The organism is Bacillus sp. FJAT-27251 (genome assembly GCF_001273925.1).
GTDB lineage: Bacteria > Bacillota > Bacilli > Bacillales > Cytobacillaceae > Mesobacillus_B.
The window spans coordinates 3,868,572-3,883,228 of record NZ_LIGG01000001.1 but is presented as its reverse complement, the minus strand read 5'-3'; the positions used below and the strand labels follow the sequence as shown (position 1 = coordinate 3,883,228).

Genomic DNA, 14,657 nt, shown 5'->3' with positions numbered 1-14,657 from the left:
CTAATTTTGGATTTTAGAACCGTCATGAAATCAAGAAAAGGAATTTTTAGGACTCTTGAAGAAAAAGAAGTGGGGGATGAACTTCAATTCCCCCTCTATTTTTGCCCCCCGGTACCTTGAACTACTTATAAGTATTGTTTTTACGCCAGTGCACTTTCATCATAAATTGCAGCTTCTTCCATTATGCTGAGTGGTGTGTTATTTCTACTACTAGTTAGAAATCTCTGTGGTTTGACATGACAGGGGTTTCCTTATAATCCCTAAAAGGTAGTCTCTTACATGTTGGCCACGGTGGATTACTTCAATTAATAAGCTGCTCAAATTGTTGGGCGGCTTCTTATTGCCTATTCGCCATTATTTATTGACCTCCGTATATAGAACACTCTCCTAAAATAAAAAAATTCATAACATCAAACATTAATCTCCAATGAAGGTTACTAAAAAAATATTTTTCATGTAAAATCGCTATGATATATGTAATATTCAGTTATTTTATAGTGTGATTAATATAAGCAGAGGTGTTAAATATGAATAAGGTCAACAATCTTGAAATTTTTCCAATTATCGTTCCCACTCAATCAAGTTTAAGGAGCATTAACTTTTATATTGTAAAATCTGGAGACTCTCTTTCGTTAATAGACACTGGGATGAATAACGAGGATTGTTTTAATGCATTAACAAATCAATTGAATGAAATTGGATTTTCTATTTCTGACTTAACAGACATCATTCTAACTCATCATCATATTGACCATATTGGGTTGGTAAATCGTATTTTTTCTGAAAATCAAATTCCAGTGTACACCCACCCACTGTCCATCCCCCGGTTGACAAGAAATCGTTCCTTTCTTGAGATGAGAGTTGAATTTTTCTCAACGCTATATGCACAAATGGGTTGTGGAGAAATTGGAAGGAAACATGTACTTTTTTTAAAAGAAAGCATAACAAAAAACAATAAAAATGCGATAACAGCAACGCTTAAACCAATGGAAGATTCTCGGTTACATAAATTTGACATTATAAGTACCCCAGGTCATGCCCCTGATCAAATAGCCCTTTATGATTCATTAAACAGGTGGTTAATATCTGGCGATTTATTAATTAACCATATTTCAAGCAATGCGTTAGTAGAACCCGATCAAGATGGAAATAGAATACACACATTAGTTGAACATATCAATTCTTTAAAAAAATGTAGTTCCTTAAAACTTGACCTTGTTTTTCCAGGACATGGTGAATTAATTGAAAATCCAAAACAGCTAATTCAAGAAAGACTTGAGAGAATTGAGGGGAAATCGGAAAGCTTGAAAAGTTTGATTAGTGATGGGTTTGATACCGGAAGTGCCCTTGCGCAATTCTACTATAAAAATAAATACGAAAAACAATTTTCTCTAGTTATGTCAGAGATTATTGGATTTTTAGATTATCTAGAAGTTAAGAGGGAGATTAGTAAAAAATTAGTAGAAGGCGTTTGGAGGTATTCAGTCATATAGTTACAAAATTGGTATAAAGGATATCGGCTTTAGTGCTAGAGAAATCAGCGTGATACGGAAATTCTTATCAATAATAATATTAAGGGATAACCTCAGCCAATTAGGTTGAAAGGAGACTTTATAATCAATCTTACATACTACCAATCTCTTTTTAATGAAGATAATACGGAACTACGCTGCCGGCAAGAGCTGGATGAGGTGTCTCCTGCTGTAAAGCCAGTGTTTGAAGCCTTTATTGAAAGGATTGGGATTTCATTTGCGAGGATTTATATACTCGTAGCTATGATCAGACTCTTATGGCTACCTGAAGTGGAGAAATTCGGGAAACTCGATATCCTCGTGAATAATGCTTGGTATGCAGGACCAAGTGATCCGGCTGAGCAGTTCAACTCGGAGGAATTCGATAAAATCTACAAGGTAAATGCGTATGGAACGTTCTATATGGTGAAGCATGCTGTTACGCATATGAAAGAGAATAAAGGCGGAAGCATTATCAACGTTGCTTCCAACAGCATCCTGACACGAACTGATTATCCAGGATATGCAAGTTCCAAAGGAGCAGTCCGGACGATGAGTTATACATTCGCCAACATCCTTGCCAAGGATAAAATCCGGGTGAATACTAAAATCCCTGGAACAACCAGAACAAATTAGCAGACCAATTCGAAACTGAATTGGTCTGCATCGTTTTGTTGATATATAAGGGTTTTCTGTGCATTAAGGGTGTTTTACCACCTAGATTAGCCCCCCCTTTAGCAAGGACAGAAGTTATTGTCAGTGTGCAAATTCATATGCTAAGTTAATCTGATTGGAGGGTTAAAAACGGTAAGCAGGTTATTTATGTTAAAATAATAGGGAGTCTTAATGAACAAACGGGGAGTTTAATTGTGGGTGGGAGAGTATTAAAATGAAAAAGAAAATGAACATTTTATTCTTACTTTTAACAATCACCTTTATGGTTGGTTGTACCAATGTAGAAGATACATCCAATACAGATGTAGAAACAGATTCACAAAAAATAGTCGCAGACGAAGGAAATAAAAACAATGCCAAAGAAGAAACGGCCTCCACAGTTCCTGAAGAAACGGCAACTCCAAATAATGAACTGTTCTCGGGCTACAAACTTATTGAAGTGGATGGCGGTGATCTGTCTGGACATCGTGAACCTAATGTTGTCGTTGACATTGGGTATGGGGACCGTGAATATTGGGCATTTACGAATGAATACGGGCAGCTAGTACGTGTCATTGCTGACGAAATCATCCTGCAGGATGACAGCAGCGAACCTGTATTATCTTCTGGCAGATACTATCCTGATGAGGCAAAGGTTCCCGGTGTTGAAAGCGAAGTTTTAGATGAAGGCCATGTCATTGCCGATTCTCTCGGTGGGGTGGCAAATGCTTATAATATCACTCCACAAGATAGTACGCTCAATCGGCACGGCGACCAAGCATATATGGAAGATGCAATCAGTAGAGCGGGTGGTGCTAGTGATTTTGAAGCAATTATCACTTATCACAATACACAGACACAGATTCCTTCGAGTTATCAATATACTTACACGATAATGGGCAACAAGATCGTTGATACATTCGACAACGTGAACCCTGACGAAGTAAACGCATCACTCGGTTTAACAGACAGTGAATCAGGTGAATCAACCGAACCCGCTGAATCAGCAGGATCAAACACAGAAGAGGATATTTCCTCCGTAGATACAAACGGCAATGGACAGGTGACGATCAAAGAAGCAAAGGAAGCGGGTTTCAGTATGCCAATAACGAGCGATCATTGGTTATACCCCTATATGGATGATCGTGATAATGACGGTATGGTAGGTGAGTAAACCTCTAAAACTCCGAGACTGCTATAAAGAAAGCTCAGAGCATAATGGCTCTGAGCTTTTTTGTGTGCTAATTTTACTGCTGAAGTGTTAACTTCTTAAAATTGGAGCAGTCCCGCCACAATTGGTCCTATAAAGGTACCGATGATGGCACATAATGCCATCGCAACGGAACTCATTGAAAAGGTGAGTTCACTGTATTCGGCAGCTTTAGAGGTTCCTATGGCATGTGAGGCACTGCCAAGAGCGATCCCTCTGCCAATGGGGCTATGCACCCGCATCATTTTAAAGATAGCAGGAGAAGCTAATGCACCAAATATCCCTGCAAGCGTAACACAAACAGTGGCTATCGAGGCATTTCCACCTAATCCTTCAGCTACTTCCATGGCAACAGGGGAAGTAAGGGATTTAGGGATAATGGAAAGTGTTAAAGTATCATTGATGTTGAGCATTTTAGCCAGGAGGCCTACACTGAACATTCCTGAAATCGTAGCGATCAAAACTCCTCCTGCGATTGTAAATGAATATTTCAATAAATAATGACGTTGTTTATATAAAGGATACGCAAGTGCTACAACCCCTGGCCCTAAAAGGGAAGTAATCCATTGCCCGCCCATCAAATAATCTTTATACGGGATATTAAGTATAACAAGGGTGATGATGATTAATACCGTTGTTGTTAAAACGGGAAGTAAAAAAGAATAGGAATGCCGTTTATACAATTGGCTCATTGCAAAATAGGCAAGAAGCGTTAAAACAATCATGCAGAACGCGAAGAGAGTTTGTTGCATTCTTGAACCTCCTTGCGTTTTTGTCCTTTTTTCTCAAAAAATTGGATTGCGGTTCCGGCAATGGCTATGGAGATGCCGGTACTTAACAGAATGGCTGCAACCAGCAATACTCCATGAATGGAAAGCAGCGACGGATAGTTCATGATTCCAACCGTTGCTGGAACAAACAACAACACTAAAATACTTAGCAAAAACGTGGCTCCATTTTCAATCAGCTTGACTGGAACGATTTTTAAACATAGACAAACAAAAAGCAACAAGAGTCCTATGATGCTGCCCGGAATGGGCAGGTGGAAAAAGTTTTGAATATAACTTCCAATAACGTAAAAGAGATATAAAATGCCTATTTGGAAAACAGTGGTGAGAATTTTCATGATGCGTTGTTCCTCGTTTGGGAACCTTTTCCCTTCTTTCTTATAAAAATAAATATTTCTAATTTTAGTATGTAGTTTATGGCTTATTTAATAGTAGTTTTCAAGGGGTTATCCGTGTTGTTTTATCCTGAGAAAAGAGGAAAAGAACCATGTGTTATCTGGTGTACTAGATAACAAGAGCTTAGTATATCATTGGTTTTGTCTTTTAACAACACAAGGTATGGGTTATAAGGCATAAGCATTGGGACAAGCTGTACTAGTGCATGAACGATAGGAAAAAGGGGGGGAGAAACAAGAGAGCCCCCTGTTTCATTTATACAAGAAGACGTTCAGATTATCCTTCCTGTCAAGGGTAGCAAGCAGGACGTTTTTAACCTCAGTTTGGAATGCCATTTCCAGTTTGGAAATAACCCATTCCAAATCCTTATGAGTCTGTTGCAGCTCCTTCTCCATTATTCTTCCCTCCTTAATAATGATCCTTGGAAAATCGAAGGGCTCCACGTCAATTTGGCAGGTTGAAGGAGTAAGCGGTTCATATTTTGGATCCAGGAAAAAGGATATTCTTCCTTCAGATTCCCAAAGGGCTAGTGCTACTTTGTTTACATCTGCCACTTTGTCTTTTCGTAATTCTTCCAATAAAACGTCGATTGAAATCCTCGCTTTCTTTAATCCGTTATTTAGGATCTTTCCATTTTCAATAACTTTAATGGGTGTTTGGTTAATCAATTTTCTGACTGCAGGCCATCTGAGAATGATAAAAATACTTATTATATACAAGGCCACTAATACTGTTGTAGTGATAAAGGACCCTTTCAGTCCAAGCTTTTCATCCGATAACGGATGTGCAATGATGTTTCCGATGATTAAGGCCATGACGAAGTCCAAGAGTCTCAATTGTGAGATCGCGCGCTGTCCTAAAGCTCTGGCAACAACGACGATAAAGAAATAGGAAACGACAGCACGAAGAATCCACTCCATGATTGTAAGTGTTTCCTGACCTTGCACAAAGTCCATTTTAAGACACATCCTTATGCCGATTAGCTATGACATTAGTGTATCTCTTTTATTTTTTTATAATCCCTTGCAATAGTAAAAGAAGGAGCCGCATATGTTGAGGCTCCTTCTTCTGCTTGCACGTATATCGGCAGCCTGGTAATTTCCATGGCAAACCATGAAAAGAACATAGCGAGGCTGGTAAATTCTCTTGCCCGTAATCAGGCCAACTTTAGAATGACCTTAGATAGGTGATTTTTTGTAAGTCGTTCAATCAGTTCTGCATCCCGTATTTTTAATGCATCCAAAATTTCTTCATGCTCTTTAATGGATACCTGCATGATCTCTTTATTTTGATAATAATTCGGGTACCTTGCGGAAAGTCCCGTTATGTCATTAATCATTTTGATTAGCATTTCGTTGTTGCAATGTTGGTAAAGAGATTTATGAAAATAAGTGTTTGCTTTTAAATATCCTTCAAAATCCTCATCCTCGCATATTTCCTTTGATTCTTCTAATATTTGTTCCAGGTCTTTTATGTGAGTGTTGGATATGTGGTCTACAGCAAGTTTAGCAGCCAGGGATTCAAGACTTGAACGAATTTCGAAAATTTGCCGAACCTCGTCTGAAGACAAACCTTTTACGGTAGGAGCAGCATGCGGAGTTAAAGTTATATACCCCTCTTGTGCTAGTCTCTGTATCGCTTCTCTGACTGGAATTTCACTTACATTAAATTCTCTGGCAATTTGGGCTATGACCAATCTGGATCCAGGGCGGACTTTACCTGTTTTTATGTTATCAAGGAGTTTTATATACACTTTTTCAGTCTTCGTTATGGGGGCCATTAAATCTATCCCTTTCTTATTCAGGATTGTAAATAAGAAGCAAGCCTTTTGGGGTCGTTCTTACCTAATACCATAATTATACTAAATTTCGGCTAAAAAACAATATGGAAGCGATTTCAAATATACGATTGACAAAAATCATATATGATTTTAGAATTAATATATCGAAATTTGAAAAGAGTCTAACTATTTTGGCAAGTAAATTAGTAGTCTCGAGGAAAGTTCGCTTGGGTTTAATGGCATTAATTCATCTTGGAATCTTTTACTTTTGAATAAAATTTCTCTGAAATGAGGTAGGAAGAGTGAAGTCTGAGACAGGGAGTACAATTAAGACAAATGTCCAATTTCTCTCCGCTAAGGAGGCCATTGGGAAAATAAGCTCGAGTGCCACCATTATGGTAGGCGGATTCGGCGTTACCGGCATTCCGCAGTATTTATTGCAAGCCCTGATTGACGAAGGGCATATCAGTGATCTAACGGTTATTAGCAATAATATTAATAGAGATACCAATCTCTATCCGCTGTTCAAACAAGGTCGAATTAAGAAAGCGATTGGAACCTATTTTACCACGAACAAAGAGGTTGTTCAGGCGTATAGGGAGGGGCGGATTGATATTGAGCTGCTTCCGCAGGGCACTTTTTCGGAAGCTATAAGATTAGGAGGTTCTGGTATTCCTGCCTTTTACACGCCAACCTCTGCTGGCACTGAATTGGCCATAAATAAAGAGACACGAACATTCAAAGGTCGAGACCATGTTCTTGAACACTCTTTATTTGCCGATGTATCACTTATAAAGGCCGAAAAAGCGGATAAGGCTGGAAACCTGATATATAGAAAAACAGCCCGTAATTTCAATCCGATTATGGCGATGGCGGCTGATCTAACCATAGTTGAAGTGGAGGAAATAGTCGAAATAGGGGAACTTGACCCAGAGTCAATCGCAACACCATTTGCCTTCGTAGATATTGTCGTGAAGAGGGAGGAGTAATCATGACCAATACAATCAAACACTACATAGCTTGGAGATGTGCACAGGAATTGACATCAGGAATTGTGAATTTGGGAATTGGGATTCCCACATTGGTTGCAGATTACCTACCAAAAGGTTCTGTAACAATCCATTCCGAGAATGGAGTTCTTGGAGTTGGGCCGGAACCTGAACCCGGCGAGGTTGATATTGATTTGGTGAATGCAGGAAAACAGCCAATCACCGTCCTCCCTCATGCCTCCTATTTTGATAGTTCCATCTCGTTTGGAATGATGCGCGGCGGCCATCTGGATGCGACCGTKATTGGGGCCCTGCAAGTATCGGAAAAAGGGGATATTGCCAGCTGGGCCATACCAGGCAAAGATGTACTAGGGGTTGGAGGAGCCATGGATTTAGTGGTCGGGGCTAAAAAGGTCATTGCTGCGATGACTCATTTAACCCCTAAAGGGGAGCCTAAGATTCTTCCGGAATGTACTTATCCATTAACTGCTAAAAAACGAGTAGATACTATTATTACAGAATATGCCGTTTTTAAATTCAGGAATGAAAAACTTTATCTTGTCGAAATAAACCAGGATATTTCCTTGGGAAAACTAAAAGAAATAACCCCTGCTTCCTATAAAGTGGCAGAAGATTTGAAAAGGGTCCAAGGGATGAACGTTTTTCTAGCTAACGTAGAACAAAAATGAAGGGTAGGATGGAAATGGAAATTAAAAAGATTGCGGTTCTCGGTTCTGGTGTGATGGGGAGAGGGATTGCACATGTATCAGCTATGGGAGGATTTGAAACAACTCTTTATGATATCTCTGAAACACAGCTGAGCCAGGCTGTAACGGATATAAAAACCAATATGGAAAAAGGGCTTAAAAGAGGACTTTATGATGAGGCAGATATGGACCAAGCGATCAGCAGGCTGCAGCAGACAATCCATTTCAATGAGGCCGTATCAGACGCGGACTTTGTAATCGAAGCAGTGCCAGAGGATATTAAATTAAAATCAGAGATCTTTCAAAAGTTGGATGCCATCTGTAAACCTCATGTGATTCTCGCAACCAATACTTCCACTATGAGTCCAACAGAAATGGGAGGGGTAACTAACCGGCCTGACCGTGTTATCGCGATGCATTTCTTCAATCCGGTTTTTAAGATGAAGCTGGTTGAAATCATCAGGGGCTTGGAAACGAGCGATGAGACTTATCAGATTACAGAAAAAGTGGCCAGACAAATGGGCAAGGAAACAGTTATGGTGAATGAAGCCCCTGGTTTCGTAACGAGTCGAATAAGCGCATTGGTTGGGAATGAAGCGTTCCGTATGCTCGAAGAAGGGGTAGCTTCTGCGGAAGATATCGATAAAGCGATTAAGCTTGGACTAAATTATCCTATGGGTCCATTAGAGTTAGGTGATTTGGTCGGATTGGATACCCGGTTGAAAATTTTAACCTATCTTCATGAAACACTGGGAGACCGATACCGTCCAACTCCGCTTATGATTAAGTACGTGAAAGCAGGAAGGCTTGGCCGAAAAGCAGGAAGAGGGGTCTATGAGTACTGAAATGAGAAACAAGGGGGATGAAAGCATGCAATACGAAAATATTATTCTATCAATTAATGAACAGATTGCAACCATTACGATCAATAGGCCGGAAGTAAGAAATGCCTTAAACGAAAAAACCTGGGAGGAACTGGGGAACGCAATCGACTATATATCAAATAATGATGAGGTTAGGGTTTGTATTATTACAGGGGCCGGTGAAAAAGCATTTGTAGCAGGAGCTGATGTCAGCTGGCTGCATAAAAGGGTTCCGAGTGATATGTTTAAAGTTTCCGCCCAAAATGTGTGTAATAAAATAAGTGATTGTTCAAAACCAGTTATTGCGGCGATTAATGGATATGCGCTAGGCGGCGGCTGTGAAATTGCCTTGGCATGTGATATCCGCTATGCAAGTGAGAATGCGAAGTTAGGACAGCCTGAAATTAACCTGGGTATTCTGCCAGCTGCAGGCGGGACGCAGCGATTAGCGCAATTAGTTGGAATCGGAATGGCAAAAGAACTTATTTTAACAGGGAAGGTCATCACAGCTGAAGAAGCAAAGGAAATTGGCTTGCTGGAAAAAGTAACAAAACGCGAAGAACTGATGAATGAAGTCTTGGCGCTGGCTGAACAGATCGTTTCAAAACCGCCATTGGCTGTTCAGATGGCAAAAAGATCGATCAATATTGGTGCAGCAACCGATTTGAACACGGGTCTTTCCTATGAGTTAGCGGCACAAGCCATCCTTTATGGAACAGAAGATAAGGCCGAAGGAACATCCGCCTTCTTGGAAAAGAGGACTCCTTCGTTTACCGGAAAATAGGAAGGGAGGAACAAATATGAGTGAAAATGCAACCTATATAGAAAAGCTGACTCGGAAGGAATACAACTTGAAGGGTCTCCCTAAAGTATTGGCGATCATCGTATCCTTAACGGCTATTGCTTTTTCAATCTTCCATTTATACACGGCAGGGTTTGGCTCCCTTCCTTCATGGCAGCAGCGAGCTGTTCACGTAAGCTTTGGGTTACTGCTTCTATTTATGCTATTTCCTTTTTCCAAAAAGAATGGGTTTAAATTCTATGATTTGATCCCAATCTTTCTAAGTTGTATAGTTCTCGCCTTTACGCTTTTCGATTACCCCGCTATTGAATACAGGGCGGGACAGCCTAATTCAATGGATATGATGATTGGAACCCTCCTGATTATATTGATCATTGAAGGAGTTCGGAGGACAAACGGGATCCTAATGTCCATTCTTATAACGTTCTTCCTGTTTTATATCTTCCTGGGACCTTATTTTCCTGGCTTGCTAGGCCACCAGGGTTATAGCTATAAGAAAATGATCGATACATTATTTATTAGTACATCAGGGATCTTTAGTTCCCCAGTTTATACAAGTTCTACCGTCATTGTGCTGTTTATTGTCTTCGGATCCTTCTTCCTGAAGTCCGGGGCAGGTAAATTTTTTATAGATTTTGCTTTCCTTCTCGTTGGAAAAAAACGTGGAGGCCCAGCTTTGGCAGCCGTTGCATCAAGTGCCATGCTTGGAACCATAACTGGAAATGGTGCTGCCAATGTGGCGATAACAGGAGCCTTTACCATTCCCATGATGAAAAGAATTGGCTACTCTCCAAAATTTGCCGCTGGAGTCGAAGCAGTAGCTTCACAGGGTGGACAATTAATGCCGCCTATTATGGGAGCTTCCGTCTTTATCATGGCAGAAATGACTGGAGTTCCGTATATCGAGCTAATTGCTTATGCTCTTATCCCAGCAGTTCTCTATTTTTTAGTTGCGGGAATTATTGTGTACCTGCAAGCAGGGAAACTAGGGTTAAAAGGAGCTTCTGACGAAGAAATCCCCAAAATAGCTGATGTGTTGAAAAGTGTTTACTTCTTTTTACCAATAGCCTTCATTATTGGATTGATGCTAATGGGGTTCAGTCCGATTAAAGCAGGGTTATATTCAATTTTCCTAACCATTGGTCTTAGTTATTTAAAGAGGGAGAACTGGATGAGCTGGCGCGATATCCTCGCCTGTCTTGAAAGCGCAGCCAAGAGCTCGATGATTGTTGTTTCGGCTTGTGCAGGTGCTGGTATTATTGTCGGTTCAGTCGTATTAACTGGTTTGGGAACACGTTTTTCAAGGCTCGCGATTGATATTTCAGGCGAGAATCTACTATTATTACTAATCCTTGTTATGGTGGCTTCAATCATTCTCGGAATGGGGATGTCAACAGTTTCAGCCTATGTTATTTTGGCCGTCCTGGCAGCTCCAGCCCTTATCAATTTGGGAGTTTCTCCAGTAGCTGCCCATATGTTTGTGTTCTATTATGGCGTCATGTCTGGCCTGACTCCACCAGTGGCAATAACAGCCTATACGGCTGCAGGGCTGGCAGGTTCACCGCCAAATGCAACCGCCTTCACAGCTACGAAAATCGGACTTGGAGGATTTATCGTTCCTTTCATCTTTGTTTACAATGAGGCCTTGTTGCTGCAAGGAGATACATCTACCATTGCTTTATCCGTTATCACCTCAATTATTGGGGCGGCAGCCTTTGTGTTCTTTGTACAAGGATACTTCATTAAAAAGGCCTCCTGGATCGAACGGCTATTTTTCTTGGCAGCAGCCATTGTATTGATTATTCCTGGTGTTTTAACGGATATTCTGGGGATTGCTTGTTTGCTGGCAGGGGTTCTTTTACAGGTAATGAAAAGGAAGCCAGATAAAGTAATAGCAGAACAATTATAAATTTTTTTGAATGGGGTGGATGGAAATGAAGAAAAACCTTTTAGTCTCTTTGATTCTCTTATTAAGTGCCTTTTTGGCAGCATGCGGCAGTGATGAAACAGGGGCGAGCAGCAGCAAAAATATCTCAATCGGCACAGCACCGCTTGGTTCAGGCTGGTATAACGTATCCATTACACTGGCTGATATCTGGATGGATAACATTGAAGGCCTAAACGTAAATGTATTGGAAGGCGGCTCCATTGGAAACCTCAGAAGTGTAAACGAAGGCAAAGATATGCATTTAGGCTGGGCTTATACTCCAGATTTAATGGATGCAGCCAATAAGCAAGGCGCTTTTGAATCAGAGGAAATCTCAAAGGTCAGCACCATTGCACTGAGCTATCCTGTTTATTTAACTTTTGTCACTTCCGCGAATAGTGGAATAGAGAAAATTGAAGATTTAGCAGGCAAAAAAGTTCATGCTGGGGCCCAGGGTACAGGTTCAGAATTGGCACTTCAAAGATTGTTGGAGGTTCATGGATTATCTTATGAAAAGATCGAAGCAGCTGGCGGAAAAGTGTCATTTGGAAACTATAGCGACGCAGCAACACAATTGCAGGATGGAATTATCGATGTAGCGGTTGGTGGCGGGGCACCTGAAATTCCAGCATTTAAGGAAGTTGAAACGTTAAACTCTATTAAGATCATTCCTGTAGATACAACAAAGTTAGAGGAGTTGGCAGAATTTGGGTATCGAGCAGATCTTCCAATTCCTTCAGGAACCTATAAAGACCAGAAAGAAGATGTTTCGGCTCTAGCCTACCAAAGCATGCTTAATGTGAATAGTGATATTCCTGAAGAACAGGTCTATGAAATGACTAAAGCCATTTGGGATAATGTTGACACCATTATTAAAGACCATCCATCGAGAGGAAGTTATTTTACCCCGGAAATTGCTGTAGAGGGATTGGATCCGTCCTACTTCCATCCAGGAGCGGTTAAATACTATAAAGAAATTGGTGTAATGGAATAAAACATGGAGGAGTCACATGAATTTCAATAAACTTATCTTCCAGGAAATTTCCGCTGATATATGTATGATTACTTTGAATGATGAAAAGACCTTAAATGCGTTGGATCTTGAAATGAGAAGTGAGCTTTCAAGTATCATGTCCCATATTATGAGCAGCTCCTATAAAGTGTTAATCCTTAATGGAAAAGGCAAGGCATTTTCTGCAGGAGGGAGTATCAGTTCCATGACTGGTATTTCCTCCGCTGTTGAGGCAAGCAAAAGATTGGATGATATACACGATTTTATCTTGAAACTTCGTGGCTGGAAGGGAATCTCGATTGCTTCTATCCACGGAAATGCCGCTGGGGCGGGTTTTAACTTGGCTCTGAGCTGTGATTACATCCTTGCCGAGGAAAATACAAAACTGACACAAAGTTTCTCAAAGATTGGTTTAGTTCCTGACTGTGGCGGGTTTTGGCTTTTACCAAGATTAGTAGGACCGATTAAAGCAAAAGAACTAATGTTATTGGGTAAGTCTGTAACAGCAGAAGAAGGTTATCGATTAGGATTGCTTAATGAAATCGTATCCTCTGAAGAACGAATGGAAAGAACATTAAATATTGCAGAATATTTTTCTAATGGGCCAGCAATTGCCTATCAATATATTAAACAAATGGTCAACGATTCTTTTGAGAAAAGTTTTGAACAAACTTTAAAGGAAGAAAAGATTATCCAAGGGATCTGTATGAGTACGGATGATTTTAAAGAAGGTATTGAGGCTTTCCTGGATAAAAGAAAACCTGTATTTGAAGGGAAATAGGTATTACATAATTTGGAGGTGTTTTTGTTGGAAAAAGCAGTAATCATTGATGCAGTTAGGACACCGATTGGCAGATACGGCGGGGCATTGAAAGATGTTCGTCCGGATGACCTTGCAGCAATCGTCATTAAAGAACTTGTTAATCGCAATGATGTTCCGGTCGAGGAAATCGAAGATGTTTATTTTGGATGCGCGAATCAAGCGGGTGAAGATAATCGAAACGTGGCTAGAATGGCTTCGCTGTTAGCGGGTATACCGACATCAGCCGGAGGAGTCACAGTCAATCGTTTATGCGGCTCCAGCCTGGAAGCGGTGAACCAGGCGGCAAAAGCGATTATATGCGGCGAAGGGGATATTTATATTGCTGGCGGAACAGAAAGCATGACAAGGGCTCCATTCGTAACCGCCAAGCAGGAAAAGCCTTTCCAAAGATCGGTTGAAACCTACGATACAACGATTGGCTGGAGGTTCATCAACAAGAAGTTGGCGGAAATGCATTATCCATTTTCAATGATTGAAACGGCTGATAATGTGGCAAAACTATACAACATCTCCCGCGAAAGTCAGGATGAGTTTGCCTTTAATAGTCAGCAAAAAGCAAAAAAAGCGATGGAATCAGGAAGATTAAAGGATGAGATTGTTCCAGTTACTATTTCAACCAAGAAAGACGAAACCGTGGTTAGTCAGGATGAACATCCGCGCCCTCAAACAACTCTGGAAAAATTAAATTCACTAAGAGCCGTAAATAAGGGCGGCACTGTTACGGCAGGAAATGCATCCGGAGTGAATGACGGGGCGGCAGCTCTGTTAATCATGAGTGAGAAGAGGGCAAAGGAACTTGGCCTGACCCCGATGGCTTCAATTGAGTCCTTTGCCGTGGCAGGGGTCGATCCATCCATCATGGGAATTGGACCGGTACCAGCTTCGAAAAAGGCTATGGCAAGAGCGGGCATAACAGTTGAAGATTTGGATTTAGTAGAATTGAATGAGGCGTTTGCTGCACAGTCTCTTGCTTGTATCAATGAATTATCTTTAGATAAGGAAAAAGTGAATGTGAACGGAGGTTCTATTGCTTACGGTCATCCATTAGGTGCGAGTGGGGCAAGAATATTAACCACGCTATTGTATGAAATGAAAAAACGCGATGCCGTGTATGGATTGGCAACCATGTGTATCGGAGTTGGCCAGGGTATTGCTACCGTTATAAAAAAATACTAGTTGATTAGGAGAAATTGTG

Annotated in this window: 15 protein-coding genes; 11 read left to right on the top strand and 4 right to left on the bottom strand. The window is 40.7% G+C overall.

All coding sequences use genetic code 11. The features are described from left to right. Nucleotides 1–527: 527 nt before the first annotated feature. From ADU22_RS18220 to ADU22_RS18210, 3 genes are all read left to right on the top strand, one after another. Nucleotides 528–1,493 (top strand): MBL fold metallo-hydrolase, encoded by a 966-nt coding sequence (locus ADU22_RS18220; protein WP_053363435.1) that lies wholly within the window; start codon nt 528–530, stop codon nt 1,491–1,493. A gap of 198 nt (nt 1,494–1,691) precedes the next feature. Continuing rightward, nucleotides 1,692–2,147 carry an SDR family NAD(P)-dependent oxidoreductase gene (locus ADU22_RS18215; RefSeq protein WP_156324393.1) on the top strand — a complete coding sequence of 152 codons (456 nt, stop codon included), beginning with the start codon at nt 1,692–1,694 and terminating at the stop codon, nt 2,145–2,147. A 253-nt stretch (nt 2,148–2,400) separates the two neighbouring features. Continuing rightward, on the top strand, nt 2,401–3,339 hold the full coding sequence (locus tag ADU22_RS18210; RefSeq protein ID WP_053363433.1) for a DNA/RNA non-specific endonuclease: 939 nt from the start codon (nt 2,401–2,403) through the stop codon (nt 3,337–3,339). Nucleotides 3,340–3,434: 95 nt separating this feature from the next. Here the strand turns inward: ADU22_RS18210 and ADU22_RS18205 are convergent, their stop codons facing one another. The 4 genes from ADU22_RS18205 to ADU22_RS18190 all read right to left on the bottom strand — a co-directional run bounded on the left by ADU22_RS18205 (nt 3,435) and on the right by ADU22_RS18190 (nt 6,339). Then, the gene (locus ADU22_RS18205) at nt 3,435–4,127 is read right to left on the bottom strand and encodes an LrgB family protein (RefSeq protein ID WP_053363432.1); all 693 of its coding nucleotides are present in this window, start codon (nt 4,125–4,127) and stop codon (nt 3,435–3,437) included. Continuing rightward, nucleotides 4,097–4,501 carry a CidA/LrgA family protein gene (locus tag ADU22_RS18200; RefSeq protein ID WP_053363431.1) on the bottom strand — a complete coding sequence of 135 codons (405 nt, stop codon included), beginning with the start codon at nt 4,499–4,501 and terminating at the stop codon, nt 4,097–4,099. The genes ADU22_RS18205 and ADU22_RS18200 overlap by 31 nt, the downstream gene beginning before the upstream one ends. Nucleotides 4,502–4,810: 309 nt before the next feature. Beyond that, entirely contained in the window at nt 4,811–5,515 is a 705-nt protein-coding gene (locus tag ADU22_RS18195) for a DUF421 domain-containing protein (protein WP_053363430.1), read from the bottom strand. 200 nt (nt 5,516–5,715) lie between these two features. After that, a complete protein-coding gene (locus ADU22_RS18190; RefSeq protein ID WP_053363429.1) occupies nt 5,716–6,339 on the bottom strand; it encodes a GntR family transcriptional regulator in 624 nt (207 codons plus the stop codon). Nucleotides 6,340–6,641: 302 nt separating this feature from the next. On the opposite strand from ADU22_RS18190, the gene ADU22_RS18185 reads away from it, so the two are divergent. From ADU22_RS18185 to ADU22_RS18150, 8 genes are read left to right on the top strand one after another with little or no spacing between them, the layout of a single operon-like run. Next, nucleotides 6,642–7,328, top strand: coding sequence for a CoA transferase subunit A (locus ADU22_RS18185; RefSeq protein WP_286132313.1), 687 nt, complete (start codon nt 6,642–6,644; stop codon nt 7,326–7,328). 2 nt (nt 7,329–7,330) lie between these two features. Beyond that, nucleotides 7,331–8,017 carry a 3-oxoacid CoA-transferase subunit B gene (locus ADU22_RS18180; protein WP_053363428.1) on the top strand — a complete coding sequence of 229 codons (687 nt, stop codon included), beginning with the start codon at nt 7,331–7,333 and terminating at the stop codon, nt 8,015–8,017. Nucleotides 8,018–8,031: 14 nt separating this feature from the next. Then, nucleotides 8,032–8,880 (top strand): 3-hydroxyacyl-CoA dehydrogenase, encoded by an 849-nt coding sequence (locus tag ADU22_RS18175; protein ID WP_053364645.1) that lies wholly within the window; start codon nt 8,032–8,034, stop codon nt 8,878–8,880. Further along, nucleotides 8,870–9,682, top strand: a complete 813-nt coding sequence (locus ADU22_RS18170; RefSeq protein ID WP_231687908.1) for an enoyl-CoA hydratase/isomerase family protein — start codon at nt 8,870–8,872, stop codon at nt 9,680–9,682. The genes ADU22_RS18175 and ADU22_RS18170 overlap by 11 nt, the downstream gene beginning before the upstream one ends. A gap of 16 nt (nt 9,683–9,698) precedes the next feature. Next, a complete protein-coding gene (locus ADU22_RS18165) occupies nt 9,699–11,609 on the top strand; it encodes a TRAP transporter permease (RefSeq protein WP_053363427.1) in 1,911 nt (636 codons plus the stop codon). 25 nt (nt 11,610–11,634) lie between these two features. After that, a complete protein-coding gene (locus ADU22_RS18160) occupies nt 11,635–12,621 on the top strand; it encodes a TAXI family TRAP transporter solute-binding subunit (RefSeq protein ID WP_053363426.1) in 987 nt (328 codons plus the stop codon). Nucleotides 12,622–12,637: 16 nt separating this feature from the next. Next, entirely contained in the window at nt 12,638–13,420 is a 783-nt protein-coding gene (locus ADU22_RS18155) for an enoyl-CoA hydratase/isomerase family protein (RefSeq protein WP_053363425.1), read from the top strand. Nucleotides 13,421–13,444: 24 nt separating this feature from the next. Next, nucleotides 13,445–14,638, top strand: coding sequence for a thiolase family protein (locus tag ADU22_RS18150; protein WP_156324392.1), 1,194 nt, complete (start codon nt 13,445–13,447; stop codon nt 14,636–14,638). The last annotated feature ends 19 nt before the right edge of the window (nt 14,639–14,657 follow it).